The following is a 14472-nucleotide window of genomic DNA, read 5'->3' as shown; positions in this document are numbered from 1 at the left end:
GTCTCTACAAGTGTATTGACTTTTATACAACTTAAATTGACCTGTTTAGCCTGAATTTGAATAAAATCAAAAAATCTGTATATTTGAATACTTTTTAGGAATTTTTTGGCAAATGTCATGTTATTGTAACTTTAGCAAAGCCTTGCTCAGTCAATTCAGAGAGTCATGATTATCGAGTGGTTCATTCATGATCGACGGTAAAAAAGTTCGATTGAAATTACAAAATTATTGGTTTAAAACCTTTGGCAGATGGCGATCCTGTCCGCTAACCTGTCCAATAGATAGACCTCATCATCGGCATGTTTTTTGGAGTTGGATCGGTAGTTTTTTAGCCATAACTGCAACGTCTTACCTTGCTGCAAAAACTAATTCTCCTTTGCTGATGGCTCCTTTTGGTGCTACGAGTGTCTTGATATTTGGTGTGCCTGACAGTCCTTTGGCTCAACCCCGCAATGTTATTGGGGGTAATCTTTTAGCTGCTATGGTGAGTCTGATAATTCTGCATTTTCTCGGTGCTTCTCCCTTAGCAATGGGAATGGCTGTTTCTAGTGCGATCGGAATCATGCAGCTTACCGGAACTCTACACCCACCTTCGGGTGCTGTTGCATTAGTCGTCATGATGACGAAACCAGACTGGCAATTTTTGCTAACACCTGCCTTTGAGGGATCGATGATTTTAGTGTTATGCGCTGTGATCTTCAATAATTTAGCGGAGGAAAGGACGTATCCGAAACACTGGTTATAGCATTGTCTCGGGAGTATCTCACTTTTATTGAATATTACTCCAGTCGTTGGTTTAACAATTCCAATAAATGATGAGATCGCTCTATACTTTGAGGACGGGTTCAGGAGCTTTTTGTCGAATAGGCACTTGAATTATGAAATTACTGCCTTGCCCAAGGCTAGAAAAACATAGCAATTTCCCACCATGCTTTTCCGTAATGATTTGGTAGCTAATTGCCATACCCATGCCTGTTCCTTTGCCTACAGGTTTGGTAGTAAAAAATGGATCGAAGATCCGGCTTTGAACCGATTCTGGCATTCCTTGTGCGTTATCAGCGATCGCAATTTCTATTGATTGTGAATCAACTACTGAAGTGCGGATAGTAATTTGACTGGGATTTTCCTCTATCTGTTGAGAGGTACGCTTGATATCTAACTCATCAAGGGCATCCATTGCATTTACCAGAACATTCATTAATACTTGGTTGAGTTGACCAGGATAGCATTCCACTTGCGGCAAGTTGCCATAATCTTTAATAACTTCAATTGCTGGACGGTCTGGTTTATCTTTGAGGCGGTGTTGCAGAATTAAGAGCGTACTTTCGATACCTTCATGAATATCAACTGCCTTAAATTCCGCTTCATCCATACGCGAAAAATTCCGCAGCGATCGCACAATATTACGAATCCTCTCAGTCCCCATTTTCATTGAAGGCAGTATCTTTTGTAAATCTTCAATGAGAAATTCTAGATCGATTTCCTCTGCTAATGCTTGAATTTCTGGGTCATGACTAGAATAGCGTTCTTGGTACAGATAAATCATCTGTAACAAGTTTTGAGTATATTCATCCAAGTGAGTAATATTGCCGTGAATAAAGTTAACTGGGTTATTGATTTCATGGGCAATACCTGCTACTAGTTGGCCCAGACTAGACATTTTTTCACTTTGAACTACTTGTGCTTGGGTACGCTGCAATTCACTCATGGCTGTTTTAAGTTCAACAGTCCGTTGTTCGACTCGCGCTTCTAGTTCGGCATTACTGTTTTCTAAAGCAATAAAGGATTCCCGCAATTGCCCTGCCATGTGATTAAAAGAGTGACCAAGAGTGTTGAGTTCATCGATATTCCCCTCTTGGAGTGTCTGTTGTAAATCACCAAATGCTATTGCTTGGGTGGTCTGATTCAAACGCAAGATAGGATGTGCAATCCAGCGCGAGGTAAATATGCCAATCGTCGTTGCTACTATCAGCGCCCCAAAACACAGCAGGATGCTAATTTGGGTGTTGGCATAGATTTGCGCCATGTAAGTTTTTTCCGGAATACCAACTACCACTAACCAGTCCAAACCATGTTGGTCACGCCAAGGCACAATATGCACGTATAAATTTTCTCCTTGAACATTAACTTTCAGTTTTTGGGTATTGGTAATGGACTGAAAATCTGGAATGCGCTGCTGAAGCTGCTTGGCAATGCTTTGTAGCACCGGATTGGGGCTGTCGATCGCTTTAAGGCGTTTAATTTCGTTATTGACTACGATAAAAGGCTTTTCTTGAGCAGAATTGGCAACCAACATACCATCACGCTCCATAATAAAAACTTGTCCGAAGCGGCTGACATTTAATTTTTGTAAAAATTCACTGAGTTTCAACAGGTGAATTTCAGCCCCCACAACACCAATCAGTTTTTTGCTGGCATCATAAATCGGACGACCTGCCGATGCCACAATATAAGGGGGATAAGCAGGATCGTAATAAGTATAAATGCGAACCCAGATAGGTTTCCCGGCTTTGACAGGTTCAGTATAGGCAAGTTCATTGACGGTATCCCAAGTACTGGTCGTCATCACTTTGGTTGGGTTGCCATCATTATCTGTTAAGTAAGTTTTCGTATTTTTCGGCAGACTTGGCGTTTTGATCGCATTATCATCGATTGTCACCGTTTTGCCATCGTAACGGCCGGCTCCAGTTCCTTCACCAGTTGCTAGGTTCAAGCTGATAAAGGTTAGGTCATAGGCTTGCATTTCGTGCCAGAAGTACTTACCAACCTTGAGGCGATCGCGCACATTCAGCAATCCCATGCGAATTGCATCCGCATTTAACTGAATAACTTTATGAGGAATCGACAGGTAAGCATCTAAATGTTGATTTACCTCACCACTGGTTCGCTCCATCAACTGATCCGCTAGATCGTTCACCGCTTTCTCGCCATTTTTAAACGACAGATACCCGACCAGCCCCACGATGCTAAAAAGTTGCAATACGAAAGGAACGACCAGAACAAGCTGTAATGAAAATGCACGGACTTTGCTAGATGGATGTATCTTCATGAGTGGTAAATCTTGGTTTGCCCAGGTCTTTGCTTAACCTAGATTACCCATGAGCAACTTCGGACTATCAAAATAATGTTGTGTTTAATTAAGAAGTAAATAACTAATAGGCAATATCTCTGTTTACAATTCCTCAACTTATTGCTATTTAACTTAATTGTACAAAATAGTCTTTTTGCAAAAATCAAATTACTGAAATAGTTAGAATTTAGGCTACTTTCTAGTATAAATACTAATTTCAATCAACTTAATTATTTAGTTATTTTCAGTGCCTTTACTCAAGATTTATAAAGTTACAAAAGTTATTTTGGCTATATAAAATATCAGTTTTACGTTAATTCATAGCAAATTTCAAAGCTAGATTGGCATTCAGAAAATCTATAACAAAGGACTAAAACTTTAATGGAATTTAATCACTTAACAAAGCAGCTTAATCAACTGCTCGCTCAGGATTATGTGGCATTTAGCATTACAGAAAATCCTGTTGTAAAAATACTTAGTCAGGTAAGCTTTGCTCAGATTGCTTATGTCATGCAGCAATATTCGATTTTTCCAAAGGAGTTGGTGGGTTTCACAGAGTTAGCAAGACAGAAAGCCCTGGCAGCTGGATGGAACAGTGTAGCCCAAGAACTCAAAGAAAATATAGCTGAGGAAATGGGTAGCACTACCCAAGGAATCTCTCATTACACACTTTTAGCTGAAGGGCTAGAAGAAGGACTAGGCGTTCCTGTGAAAAACACAATGCCGTCAATAGCTACATTCAAACTGCTGAGAACTATGCAATCGGTATTTGATAAACAAATACACTATGTGCTTGGGGCAATCTATGCGATCGAGGCAACCTCAATTCCAGAATTAACTCTAATCGTGCAACTTCTAGATTGGTTGCTGGAAGGAGCAATGCCCAAAGATTTGGAATATTTCTTCAGCAAGCATTTAAACGAGTGGGAAATTGAACATGAAGCGGGCTTGAGAACATGTCTGGCAACCTACATACAACCCGAAGAATTTGGAGAGTTTGCAGCAGGGTTTCGGGCAATGATCGATGCAATGCAGGTCTGGTGGCAGGAATTAGCGCAAGAGGCAATCTCATCTGAGGTTGTTCTGAGTACAGCGATCGCTCAACACCATTGATTAAATAGAACTTAATACTATGAATATCTTCACCCATCCATCATTTGTGGATGAAACTCCTAATACTAATAAACCAAAATTTGGACTACCTGGTGATTACTACTTTAGCGAGCAAATTTTTGCTTATGAGCAGCAAACTATCTGGCGTAACACCTGGCAGTTTGTAGGACGTGAATCTGATTTACCTAATCCTGGGGATTATTTAACTTGCCAAGTTGGCGATCAGCCCATGTTCGTGATTCGAGATAATAATGGCATATTGCGAGGGATGCACAATGTTTGTCCGCATCGCGGAGCGCAAATGTTGCAAGGGCAGGGTCATTGTCAACGGGTGCGTTGTCCGTATCATGGTTGGAATTTCAATTATGAAGGCAATCTTAAAGGTTTACCTCGCGCTGAGTGTTTTTCCAATTTAGATAAGTCGGCTGTCTATCTAGCTAAGGGAAGAGTAGAGACATGGGGCGGCTTTATCTTTGTTAACTCAGAAGCAGAAGGGCAATCTTTAGTAAGTTATTTGGCTGGATTTTCAGCTTACTTAGAGCAATATCAGCACCGTTGGCAGGAACTTCAGCAGGTTGACCACTGGTTTTATGAAGAGCCAGCCAATTGGAAATTTCCTATTGAGAATTATCTAGAGTGTTATCACTTGTCAGTTGTTCATGCCCAAAGTTTAAAGTGTTTCGATCCGAAGAATATTATTTACACTCCAACTGGGCAACACTATCAGATATATGTTCCTTTTACAGATGATGAATTTGTGAAAGATCACCCCGCTTTTTCAGGAGAACCAAGGGGACAATCTTACCAGGGCTTCATCTTTCCCAATATGATGATTAATACCGCAAGAGACAAAGTTTCAGTTTTTCGGCTGACTCCTTTATCTCCCACAAGAACTAAGTTTGAGGTTTTTATTTATCAAACAAAAGCCCAGATTGAAGCATTTCCTTATAAGCAGGATGAATTTCGACCTGAATTTGAGCGGGTGTTAAATGAAGACTTTGGGGTGGTGCGATCGCTACAAGCAAGTGTTCATTCCAAAGCTTATGGTGTACTTCAGCTTGCAGACATTGAATATGGAATTTCTCACTTCCATCAAGTTTTGTCGAAGTACTACCAACCCTAATACACTTTCCTCAGTATCAAGTCTAGAAGATTGATGACAACGCCCTTACGATCGCAAGGGCATTGTCGTTATGATCGCTGGATAGATCCGGTGAGGATGTCAATCAATTTTCAAGTTGAAAGGCAAACGGGCATAAACTCCCTGTGGATCGTTCATTTTTTGCAGAATCTCTACTTCCTGTTGCAATTTCTGGAATTCAGTGATGATGGGGTTAGATGGTTTGAGTTGCGCCGCTTCAATTCCTAAAGCAGTCCGCGCCTCTTCAGTTGCACGCCCAAAAAAGCGTTCTCCGAAACTGCTAGTGCGAGGATATTCTTGCACTTCCCAGTCTTCTCCTAGTTTCGCCTCTTTGACAGCATAAGCGATCGCACTATTCAAACCACCAATTTCATCCACCAAACCAATTTCCTTCGCCGCCAAACCCGACCAAACCCTTCCTTGGGCAATTTCTGCAACTTTTTGTTCTGGGAGTTTCCGACCTTGAGAAACTTTATTCAGAAACATATTATAAATACGGTTAACACTACGTTGATAAAGTGCCAACTCTTGAGGCGATTTTGGACGCGAAACTGTTTGACTATCAGCATAGGTTCCAGTCTTCACCGAATCCCAGGTGATGCCGTTATCATTGGCCAGCTTTTCACCATTAAATAGCAACCCAAATACACCTATGGAACCTGTAATAGTATTTGGTTCAGCAAAAATGCGATTAGAGTCGCTAGCAATCCAATAACCCCCAGAGGCGGCTACATCACCCATTGACACTACAACCGGTTTGGCTTCACGGGTTAATTTCACTTCTCGTTGCATAACTTCGGCTGCGGTAGCGCTACCACCAGGACTATTAATCCGCAATACAACAGCCTTCACATCCTTATCTTGTCGGAGTTTGCTGAAGATTTTGGCAAAGCGATCGCCTCCTACTTGTCCAGCATCACCTTTACCATCGACAATTTCACCCTCAGCATAAACAACGGCAATTTGATTTTTTGAGCTACGTTCTACACCCAAAGATTTGCCAGAAACTTCTGCGTAGTTATTTAGGTTAATTTGTCGGAATGTTTTGTCGTCTTTATCGCTATTTGTCAACTTTTTGAGGTCACTTACCACTTCATCAGGGTATGCTACTCGATCGACTAAACCGCTAGTCTTGGCTTGTGTGGCTTCTAGTACCGCCTGACTATCTGCGATCGCTTGCAACTGGTTAGGTTCAATTTTCCGACTTGCACCTACAGTAGTACGCCACTCTCCCCAAACATCATCTAACAATTTCTGAGTTTGCTCGCGGTTTTCTGGACTCAATTTTTTGAGGATGAACGGTTCTACAGCACCTTTGAATTTACCCACTCGCACGACTTGCACACCAATACCGTACTTCTGTAATGCACCCGCTAAAAACATCGGTTGTGAACTCAAACCGTTAACTTCCATCATTCCCAAAGGATTAAGCACAATGGAATCTGCCACTGAACTCAGGTAATATTCCTTTTCACTCCAATCACTGCCATAAGCCACAATCTTTTTCCCAGAAGCGCGAAACTCCTCCAGCGCTTTCCGAATTTCTTTAAGGGAGGCATAGCCGACGTTACCAGCTTGACTAGCGCTAGTTGAATCGAGGTAGATCCCAACAATTCGCGGATCGCGTCGTGCTTTTTCCAAAGTTTCTACAACTTTGCGGAGTGCCATTCTTTCATCATCCACCCCTGATATTGTGTTTTGAAACAGTTCGTCAGAACTAGGTTCGCTATCAGTAATTTTCATCGACAAGTCAAAAACCAACACTGACTTATCTTTTACATTTGGCCCTGTATCTTTAGACGAGCTAGCAGCGAATATTAGCAACAATAGTCCAGTGGTTCCTAGACCACCAAAAATAATTAGTCCTAATAATGTGCCAACTAAACTAGCAAAAGTTTGTTTGATAAAATTACGCATTAGTTATTAGTTATTGGGAATTGGGAATTGGGCATGGGGCATTGATAAAGGACAAATGGCTAATGAATGACCTACTTAATTTATTCTATGCGCTGTAAACTGCCAGAGTGCTTTAACTGATACAAGGTAGCGTTGCCAGTGCAGAATAAGACTGTGGTGATTTCGGCGATTAATACTTCAGCAAGTTCCGCAACTGCTGTTTCTGATATTGCCGCTGCTTGCAAAAAAGGCATTGCTAAACCAGCTATATCTGCTCCCAAGGCGATCGCGGCTGCAACATCCAGTCCATGACGCAAACCTCCTGAAGCAATTAAGGGCACATCAGGAGCGATCGCTCTAATAGTTGTAATGCACTCTGCCGTCGGTAAACCCCAATCGGCAAAAGTCTTCCCTAATCGACGTTGTAAGGGATTTTCTGCCCGTTCGCTTTCTACCTTTGCCCAAGAAGTACCCCCTGCACCAGCGACATCAATTGCTGCTACTCCGGCGGCAATGAGTTTGTTGGCGATCGCTGCTGAAATGCCGTTACCAACTTCCTTTGCAATCACTGGTACTGGCAATTTTGAACACAATGTAGAAATCTTGTCAAGCAAACCCCGGAAATTAGTATCACCTTTGGGTTGAATGCACTCTTGTAGAGGGTTAATGTGTAAAATTAGGGCATCAGCTTCTAAGATATCAACTACCCGCAGACATTCATCTAAGCCGTACTTGTAGTTAAGTTGCACAGCCCCCAGATTCGCAAATAGCAGGACATCGGGCGCATACTTGCGGACAGCAAAAGTATCAGCCACCTGGGGTTTTTCTACCGCTACCCGTTGGGAACCGACACCCATTGCAATTTTGTAGTGTTGCGCGACTTGGGCCAAACGTTGATTAAGAATTGCGGCTTGTTCTGTTCCACCAGTCATGGAAGAGATTAACAAGGGTGCGCCAAGGTGTTTCCCCAAGAAAGCTGTACTGATATCAATATCGTCATGGTTCAGTTCGGGTAAGCAAGAATGGGTGAAACGATAACGTTCCAGTCCATTGGTGATTTGATGAGACTGAACATCTTCCTCTAAACAGATCCGAATGTGATCGGCTTTGCGATTCTGAGTTTGTGCAGAGATGTTGGTAGGGGCGTTCACTGGTGGGTATGGCTAAAAGTATTTGCTTGCGATCGCTATTGTTACATTGTCTGCAACCGTATTTTTATAACAAAAATATTTATTTTCCCTATCTTTAGGGTAAGTTACGCTATTGATAACATATCCATTCCCTCATTTTATGAGTTAATTAATATGGTTTTACAAACAGAAAAGCGCTACTACACCCCAGAAGAATATTTGGAATTAGAAGAAAAAGCTGAATATAAAAATGAATACAGAGATGGAGAAATTATACAAATGACAGGGGGAACAACCAACCACAACAAAATTGCACTTAATTTTTGTCGCAAGTTTCCCCTGACTGTGCAAGGACAAGATTATGATATTTACATAGGGGATGTGAAATTATCAATACCTCGTCATCGCATTTATACTTATCCTGATATTATAGTCATCAAAGGTAAGCCTATTTATGAGGGAACAGGTACAACAATTATTACGAATCCCTTATTAATTGTTGAAGTCTTATCAAATTCAACTAAAAATTATGACAAAACAGATAAGTTTAAATATTATCGTTCAATTCCTGGTTTTCAAGAATATATTATGATTGACCGGTATAGTTTTGCTGCGGAACAATTTGCAAAGCAAGCAGAAAGTCAATGGATTTTTAAAGAATATGAAGGTGAAGATGCACTTTTAGTCTTAGATTCTATCGATTTTCAAATTGCCTTGCGTGATATTTATGAGCGAGTTGATTTTGAGTTGATTGAGGAATAAAGCCCCTTCTTACATCGGAAATGGGGAAAATTCAAATGATTTTAGGACTTACGCACGAGTTACGGAATAACGTAGACACGAAGTGGCTTGCCGCAGGCTACCACAGAGGCACAGAGAAGCCAGTGCGTTGGGCGGGTTCCCCGACTTGTAGCAACTGGCGCGGCACAGAGAAATCAGAGTTTGAGAGATAATTTGCGTAAGTCCTAGATTTGTTATGCCGCGTTCATTCATGCACTGAAACTACTTCGCGTGACGCTAGGAAACCAAGGACAATTGCCACCAAGATCAATGCTGGAATGTCGCCAAAGAAGTGCCCATGTTCCACAGGATCAATCGCTGCCTGTACCGCCATGATCAGTGCGTGGACAAAACTCGACCAGACGGTGAACCAGATTAAACTGAGATGCGCTTCTGGTTTTCGAGAAGCCCGTAGTAAAAATACACCGAGCGTCCCATAAATGCCGACGATCATCTGTTCGTATTCGTGTTGACCTGGTTGCCATGACCAGCCCGATGGCCAGATATTCATCAACGGATAGATCAGGAGAAAAGCAATTCCAACAACAACAAGGGCGATTGGCAAGTACCGATGCTGCTCATCCATTACTTCAACCTCACACTATTTTTCCAGGGTAGTTTCTACTAATGGAATGCCTACTTTTAATAGTATTCTCACTAGTGACACTTCAACTTGAGAGTGTTAGGAATCTTGATGTTTATTGTGGTTTAAAGCTAATTCAACACTGAATCGTCTGCAAAGCAATGGGCATCATTCAGGATGATTGATGCCTACTTGTTGCTCATTACGCCGTCTGTGTCAAAGCCGCTTTTGAGTCTGCGGCGAATTTTTAAGAGCAGTTGTACCACTCCTTTGAGGGTTCTCACACGCCGAAGATTGTTGTACTCATTCCACATGGGTTTGCCGCAACTGGGACAATTCTGTTGCACGCATTCTAGTACTTCAGAGGATGTCGCTTTTGGTTGAGGGCTTTTTCTTGCCATTTATACACCTCATCTTCTCTGTGTCCCCTAGTTTACTTGAATATCTGACCCTCTCTAGCAAACTTTGCGGTTCTAGTTTTTTTTGCGTGGCATCAATCAACCAAAAAGCGATCGCCTTTCAACCAATCCTCTACAATATAGTGATAAAATTGCTTGCTCCACAGCATCCCAGCAAATGCTTGGCGCTGCACATTTCGCATATCTTCACTCAGAGGATATGGAGTAGCTCTAAAATTTATACAGGGAAAGGGTTACAGCTTTATTTTCTAACATTAATGAAATTCATCTTTTAAACTTCTCGATTTGCTGCTGAAAATAGTCTCGCCAACCTGTAGGTAAAGCCTCAACTTGTACAGCGCGGTGTAACAGTTCTAGGTCGTGTGTTTCCCGTGCATAAAGTCGGGTAATATCAGCAACAGTGACATTATTTGAGTCTCGACTGATTAACGACAAAGTATCACCATTTCCGACTTGACCCTCTTGCAGCACTGAAAAGTAGAACCCAGTTAGGCGGCTATCTAAAAACTGTTTAACTATATCTGCACGTCCAAACTTGATTAAGAGTTTATAACAAGGCATTCGAGGTTGAGTCACCATTACCTCTGCGCTACCGATTCGAAAGCGATCGCCAATATTAATCTCATCTTCTAACAGCCCAACCGTAGTAAGGTTTTCACCAAACATTCCCCAGGGCAAATCCATGTCAGGTAACTTGCGCCGCCAATAGTCATAATGCTCGAATGGATAAGCATAAACTGCTTTGTCTTTCCCCCCGTGAACACTCAAATCAGCTTGTCTATCCCCATCTAAGTTGAGCGATCGCATCATCACTTGTCCCTCAACTGGTTCTTTAAAAATCCCAGTTGTAACTGTTTTGCCCTTCCAAAGCACTTCACGGGGAAGTCCTACGTTGACAGAGATAACTTGCACAATTTAATATCTCCTCTAATAAAATTTTGTACCGATATTAAGCCTGATAGATAATATGCTTGATATTACTTGATTATCAGAGGAATTTCTTAAATATCTAACACCAATTTTGCCGTTCCAGGTTGAGAAATACAAATCAACACCGAACCCTTATCAGTTGTTGCAGTTGGTTCTTCTTGGTAAGCAACTGCGATCGCTCGTTGGCGTTCCATTACCTGTTGACGAGGGAGTGATTGGGGTTCTGCACGTTGGTAACTTCAAATCCCACAATTTTACTGAGCGCGATGTACAGCAATTACAACTTATTGCACATCGTCTTGGGTTGATAATAGCAGATGCCAGACTTTAAACTTCGTGGGCGATGCGATCGCTGCATCTATGCGAAATTTGGTGTACAGGGCTGAAACTTGTCATTACCAAACGTATTGTCAATGCTCATGGTGGAGAATTATCCATTGAATCTGACACTGTGATCGGTACTAAAGTGAGTGTTCAATTACCTCTGGTTGTTCTTGGGATGCCTGTAAATGGATGGTATTTTTGACGGCTAGAGCAAATGAAGACAGAAGCTAAAAAGTTGACTGCTCTAATCCCTTGACAAATTAGTGGAGACTTTGGTATTACAAAGAAAGTGGTGATGAAACTCGCCTTCTGGAAAAACCAGAGAACCGCCCTCACGGCTGATAGTTTCTAGTTCAACGCTACATTAACCTTCTGTCAAAAGATAGGTAATTATAGCTAAGAATTATCAGCCAAGATGAGGTAAGTAAGGTGGGTAAAATTTTTTTTAGAGTTATCAAAATAAGGCTAGAAACTCTCAAGAGTCTATTTTTAGAAAGGCCCAGAGCAGCTTTAAATCAGGCTGATGGAGTATCTCTAATAATTAAGGTAATCAAAGATTGCTGCTTTAACAATAAAATTTTACTGAGTTATTTTCAAGCGAATATCAAAAAACACTTCAATATTGTCACATTCAAACTAGCAGAATTACTAGAGAACTCTTTTGCACAGAAGTCGTTGCTTAAAAGCTCAGAGAGTCAGTTAGTATTAAATCTTGTAAATCAGAAATACATATTTGTAATACCAATTCTCTATAATCTCGCAACAGATCAATCTCCGCGTCTGCGTGTAAGAGCGTCATTATCCGTAGCCATCTTTTGGAGAATTGGTATAACCAGCATAAAACCAGCAAATAATTTATCTGTTTTTAAAGTTATTAGGAAGATTTATTTAGTTTTAAAAAATAGTCAATTGATTGATGAAATTTTAGCTCGTTCTAGACTATATCAATCAGCAAATTTTATTAGCTGATTTTTGGGATATCTACTTGGGTTCATAAAGAGATAAAGCTAAACTTACAAAAATTAAGGTAATTTAAATATGAATAAATTACGCCAGTTAGAGCAGTTAATTGCCTTACCTCAACTCAGTAAATGGTTAATCATCTCCTTTGTAGTTGGTATTCTTTCTGGGATAGGTTCTGCTGCGCTTTTGGCATCATTGGAATGGTCAACAAATTGGCGGGAATCTCATCTTTGGATAATTGCATTATTACCACTGGGCGGCTTCTTAAGCGGTTGGATTTATCATCAGTTTGGCAAAAGAGTAGAGGCAGGAAATAATCTTTTACTTGAAGAAATTCATAACCCCAAAGATATTATTCCCTTGCGGATGGCTCCTTTAGTTTTGTTAGGTACAGACCTAACTCATTTATTTGGGGGTTCAGCCGGGCGTGAAGGTACAGCTTTACAAATAGCAGCTTCACTCGCAGATCGGTTGACAAAGATATTCCACTTCAAACACGCAGATCGGCGAATTTTATTAATGGCTGGTTTAAGTGGAGGATTTGCTTCAGTTTTTGGGACTCCCTTAGCTGGAACCATCTTTGGTTTAGAAGTTTTAGCTATTGGTAAAATCCAACACGATGCACTTTTTCCCTGTTTAATTGCAGCAGTCGTAGGCGATCGCGTTACCTTAATGTTGGGTTTACACCATACAGCATATCGTCACGCCCCCGTTGTCCCCACAGTCACAGTCATGGGGCTGATTTCAGCAATTATCGCTGGCGCAATCTTTGGAATTGTCGCGATGATTTTTGCCAAGCTGACTCACCGAATCAACCACATTTTTAAAGAAAAAATCTCCTACCCTCCTTTACGCCCTGCCATCGGCGGCTTAATTGTGGCATTGGCTGTTTGGGCAGTCGGAACTACAAAATACATTGGACTGGGTATTCCTACAATTGTTGATGCTTTTAACACCCAGTTACCACCGTGGGATTTTGCTGAGAAAATAGCTTTCACCGCTCTAACTTTGGGAGCAGGTTTTAAAGGAGGAGAAGTAACCCCTCTATTTTATATTGGTGCAACATTAGGCAATGCTTTGTCCTTAATATTGGCGTTACCTACACCTTTACTTGCAGGCATGGGATTTGTAGCTGTCTTTGGTGGAGCAGCAAATACACCAATAGCCTCAACCTTCATGGGAATTGAACTCTTTGGTTTAGAGTCGGGAGTCTTTATTGGTATCGCTTGTGTGGCGAGCTATATTTTTTCTGGTCATGCTGGTATCTATAATGCACAGCGCCTTGGCTCAGGCAAGTACCATTTTATGCCTGTGCAAGAAGGACTGAGTTTGGCTACTCAATCCCTAGAACCTGCTCGGGCTGTGGAAAAAAAGATTGAAAAACAAATTCATTTATTCAATGATCTGCATTTTTGGGGATTTGTACACCAAAGAGAAGAAATTGAAATGCACAATTTGACAGTTTTGCGTTTGTATTTTCACTCTGGAACTCGCGTACCCCAAAAAACATTTTGGCAAAAATTAACAGCCCCCACTCTCACTTATTATTTAGCCTCCCGTGCCAAAGCTTTTGGGATTGAGCAAGTTGTAGTACACCGAGTTTCGCTGGGATTTTTAAAAGGAGATCATTTGCACCATGACCATCATGAATTTCCTCATCATAAACTCCCTCAATGCCTGGAATTAGTTGATCAAGAGGATAAGCTGCGACGTTTTCTAGATGAACATATCGATGAACTCAAAGAAGTAAGAGTTGTTTTATTACGATGTGAGGAATTATTACCGTGATAGCTGAACCGTTGGTTTGGGACAGCATTTCCTTATGGAACCTTATTTATCGAACAGAATTCAGGAGTCAGGAGTCAGAATTCAGAATGAATTCTGTGCGAGTGGCGGATAGCGCAGCGTAAAGCCTTCTCTACGAGAGGCTGCGCCAACGGCATGGCTTCGCTTAAAGCGAGTCCACGTTCGCGCAGCGTCTCGTAGAGAGCGTCTGAATAGCCGGGTTTAAGACCCCCACTAAATCTACGATTTGGTGGTCTTTAATCAGTCGCGGGTCTGAATCCCCGACTGATTTATTCTGACTCCTGAATTCTGACTTCTGAATTCTTCTTCAATTTTTT

Annotated in this window: 16 protein-coding genes and 1 riboswitch; of the genes, 9 read left to right on the top strand and 7 right to left on the bottom strand. The window is 41.4% G+C overall.

Features of this window, described 5'->3' with window-relative positions:
- The first annotated feature begins 187 nt into the window (after positions 1-187).
- Positions 188-745 (top strand): HPP family protein, encoded by a 558-nt coding sequence (locus FD724_RS31180; protein ID WP_179075301.1) that lies wholly within the window; start codon positions 188-190, stop codon positions 743-745.
- A gap of 81 nt (positions 746-826) precedes the next feature.
- On the opposite strand, the gene FD724_RS31175 is transcribed toward FD724_RS31180, so the two are convergent.
- On the bottom strand, positions 827-3049 hold the full coding sequence (locus FD724_RS31175; RefSeq protein ID WP_179075300.1) for an ATP-binding protein: 2223 nt from the start codon (positions 3047-3049) through the stop codon (positions 827-829).
- 402 nt (positions 3050-3451) lie between these two features.
- Between FD724_RS31175 and FD724_RS31170 the strand changes: the two genes are divergently transcribed.
- Together FD724_RS31170 and FD724_RS31165 are read left to right on the top strand one after the other, a co-directional pair.
- Positions 3452-4183 (top strand): DUF3865 domain-containing protein, encoded by a 732-nt coding sequence (locus tag FD724_RS31170; RefSeq protein ID WP_179075299.1) that lies wholly within the window; start codon positions 3452-3454, stop codon positions 4181-4183.
- A gap of 19 nt (positions 4184-4202) precedes the next feature.
- Positions 4203-5306 carry an aromatic ring-hydroxylating dioxygenase subunit alpha gene (locus FD724_RS31165; RefSeq protein ID WP_179075298.1) on the top strand — a complete coding sequence of 368 codons (1104 nt, stop codon included), beginning with the start codon at positions 4203-4205 and terminating at the stop codon, positions 5304-5306.
- Positions 5307-5405: 99 nt separating this feature from the next.
- Here the strand turns inward: FD724_RS31165 and sppA are convergent, their stop codons facing one another.
- Positions 5406-7241, bottom strand: coding sequence for a signal peptide peptidase SppA (sppA, locus tag FD724_RS31160; RefSeq protein WP_179075297.1), 1836 nt, complete (start codon positions 7239-7241; stop codon positions 5406-5408).
- 80 nt (positions 7242-7321) lie between these two features.
- Entirely contained in the window at positions 7322-8371 is a 1050-nt protein-coding gene (gene fni, locus FD724_RS31155; protein ID WP_179075296.1) for a type 2 isopentenyl-diphosphate Delta-isomerase, read from the bottom strand.
- A gap of 153 nt (positions 8372-8524) precedes the next feature.
- Between fni and FD724_RS31150 the strand changes: the two genes are divergently transcribed.
- Both FD724_RS31150 and FD724_RS31145 read left to right on the top strand, forming a co-directional pair.
- On the top strand, positions 8525-9112 hold the full coding sequence (locus FD724_RS31150; RefSeq protein WP_179075295.1) for a Uma2 family endonuclease: 588 nt from the start codon (positions 8525-8527) through the stop codon (positions 9110-9112).
- 35 nt (positions 9113-9147) lie between these two features.
- Positions 9148-9303 carry a hypothetical protein gene (locus FD724_RS31145; protein ID WP_179075294.1) on the top strand — a complete coding sequence of 52 codons (156 nt, stop codon included), beginning with the start codon at positions 9148-9150 and terminating at the stop codon, positions 9301-9303.
- Positions 9304-9335: 32 nt separating this feature from the next.
- On the opposite strand, the gene FD724_RS31140 is transcribed toward FD724_RS31145, so the two are convergent.
- From FD724_RS31140 to FD724_RS41210, 4 genes are all read right to left on the bottom strand, one after another.
- On the bottom strand, positions 9336-9716 hold the full coding sequence (locus FD724_RS31140) for a DUF6632 domain-containing protein (protein WP_179075293.1): 381 nt from the start codon (positions 9714-9716) through the stop codon (positions 9336-9338).
- Positions 9717-9901: 185 nt separating this feature from the next.
- Positions 9902-10114 (bottom strand): hypothetical protein, encoded by a 213-nt coding sequence (locus FD724_RS31135; protein WP_179075292.1) that lies wholly within the window; start codon positions 10112-10114, stop codon positions 9902-9904.
- A gap of 282 nt (positions 10115-10396) precedes the next feature.
- The gene (locus FD724_RS31130; RefSeq protein ID WP_179075291.1) at positions 10397-11044 is read right to left on the bottom strand and encodes an MOSC domain-containing protein; all 648 of its coding nucleotides are present in this window, start codon (positions 11042-11044) and stop codon (positions 10397-10399) included.
- Positions 11045-11133: 89 nt separating this feature from the next.
- Positions 11134-11256 carry a hypothetical protein gene (locus tag FD724_RS41210; RefSeq protein WP_256874618.1) on the bottom strand — a complete coding sequence of 41 codons (123 nt, stop codon included), beginning with the start codon at positions 11254-11256 and terminating at the stop codon, positions 11134-11136.
- On the opposite strand from FD724_RS41210, the gene FD724_RS31125 reads away from it, so the two are divergent.
- From FD724_RS31125 to FD724_RS31110, 4 genes are all read left to right on the top strand, one after another.
- The gene (locus tag FD724_RS31125; RefSeq protein ID WP_306297102.1) at positions 11202-11393 is read left to right on the top strand and encodes a GAF domain-containing protein; all 192 of its coding nucleotides are present in this window, start codon (positions 11202-11204) and stop codon (positions 11391-11393) included. The two genes, FD724_RS41210 and FD724_RS31125, sit on opposite strands and share 55 nt — an antisense overlap.
- A gap of 12 nt (positions 11394-11405) precedes the next feature.
- Entirely contained in the window at positions 11406-11588 is a 183-nt protein-coding gene (locus tag FD724_RS31120) for a HAMP domain-containing histidine kinase (RefSeq protein WP_179075290.1), read from the top strand.
- 80 nt (positions 11589-11668) lie between these two features.
- Positions 11669-11744: riboswitch (Fluoride riboswitch) on the top strand.
- A gap of 71 nt (positions 11745-11815) precedes the next feature.
- Complete coding sequence (locus tag FD724_RS31115) at positions 11816-12355, top strand: hypothetical protein (protein ID WP_179075289.1); 540 nt, start codon at positions 11816-11818, stop codon at positions 12353-12355.
- A 69-nt stretch (positions 12356-12424) separates the two neighbouring features.
- On the top strand, positions 12425-14137 hold the full coding sequence (locus FD724_RS31110) for a DUF190 domain-containing protein (protein WP_179075288.1): 1713 nt from the start codon (positions 12425-12427) through the stop codon (positions 14135-14137).
- The last annotated feature ends 335 nt before the right edge of the window (positions 14138-14472 follow it).

The organism is Nostoc sp. C057 (assembly GCF_013393925.1).
Lineage (GTDB): Bacteria > Cyanobacteriota > Cyanobacteriia > Cyanobacteriales > Nostocaceae > Nostoc > Nostoc muscorum_A.
Note: the sequence above shows the minus strand (reverse complement) of the source record. Positions and strands in the feature narration are given on the sequence as shown.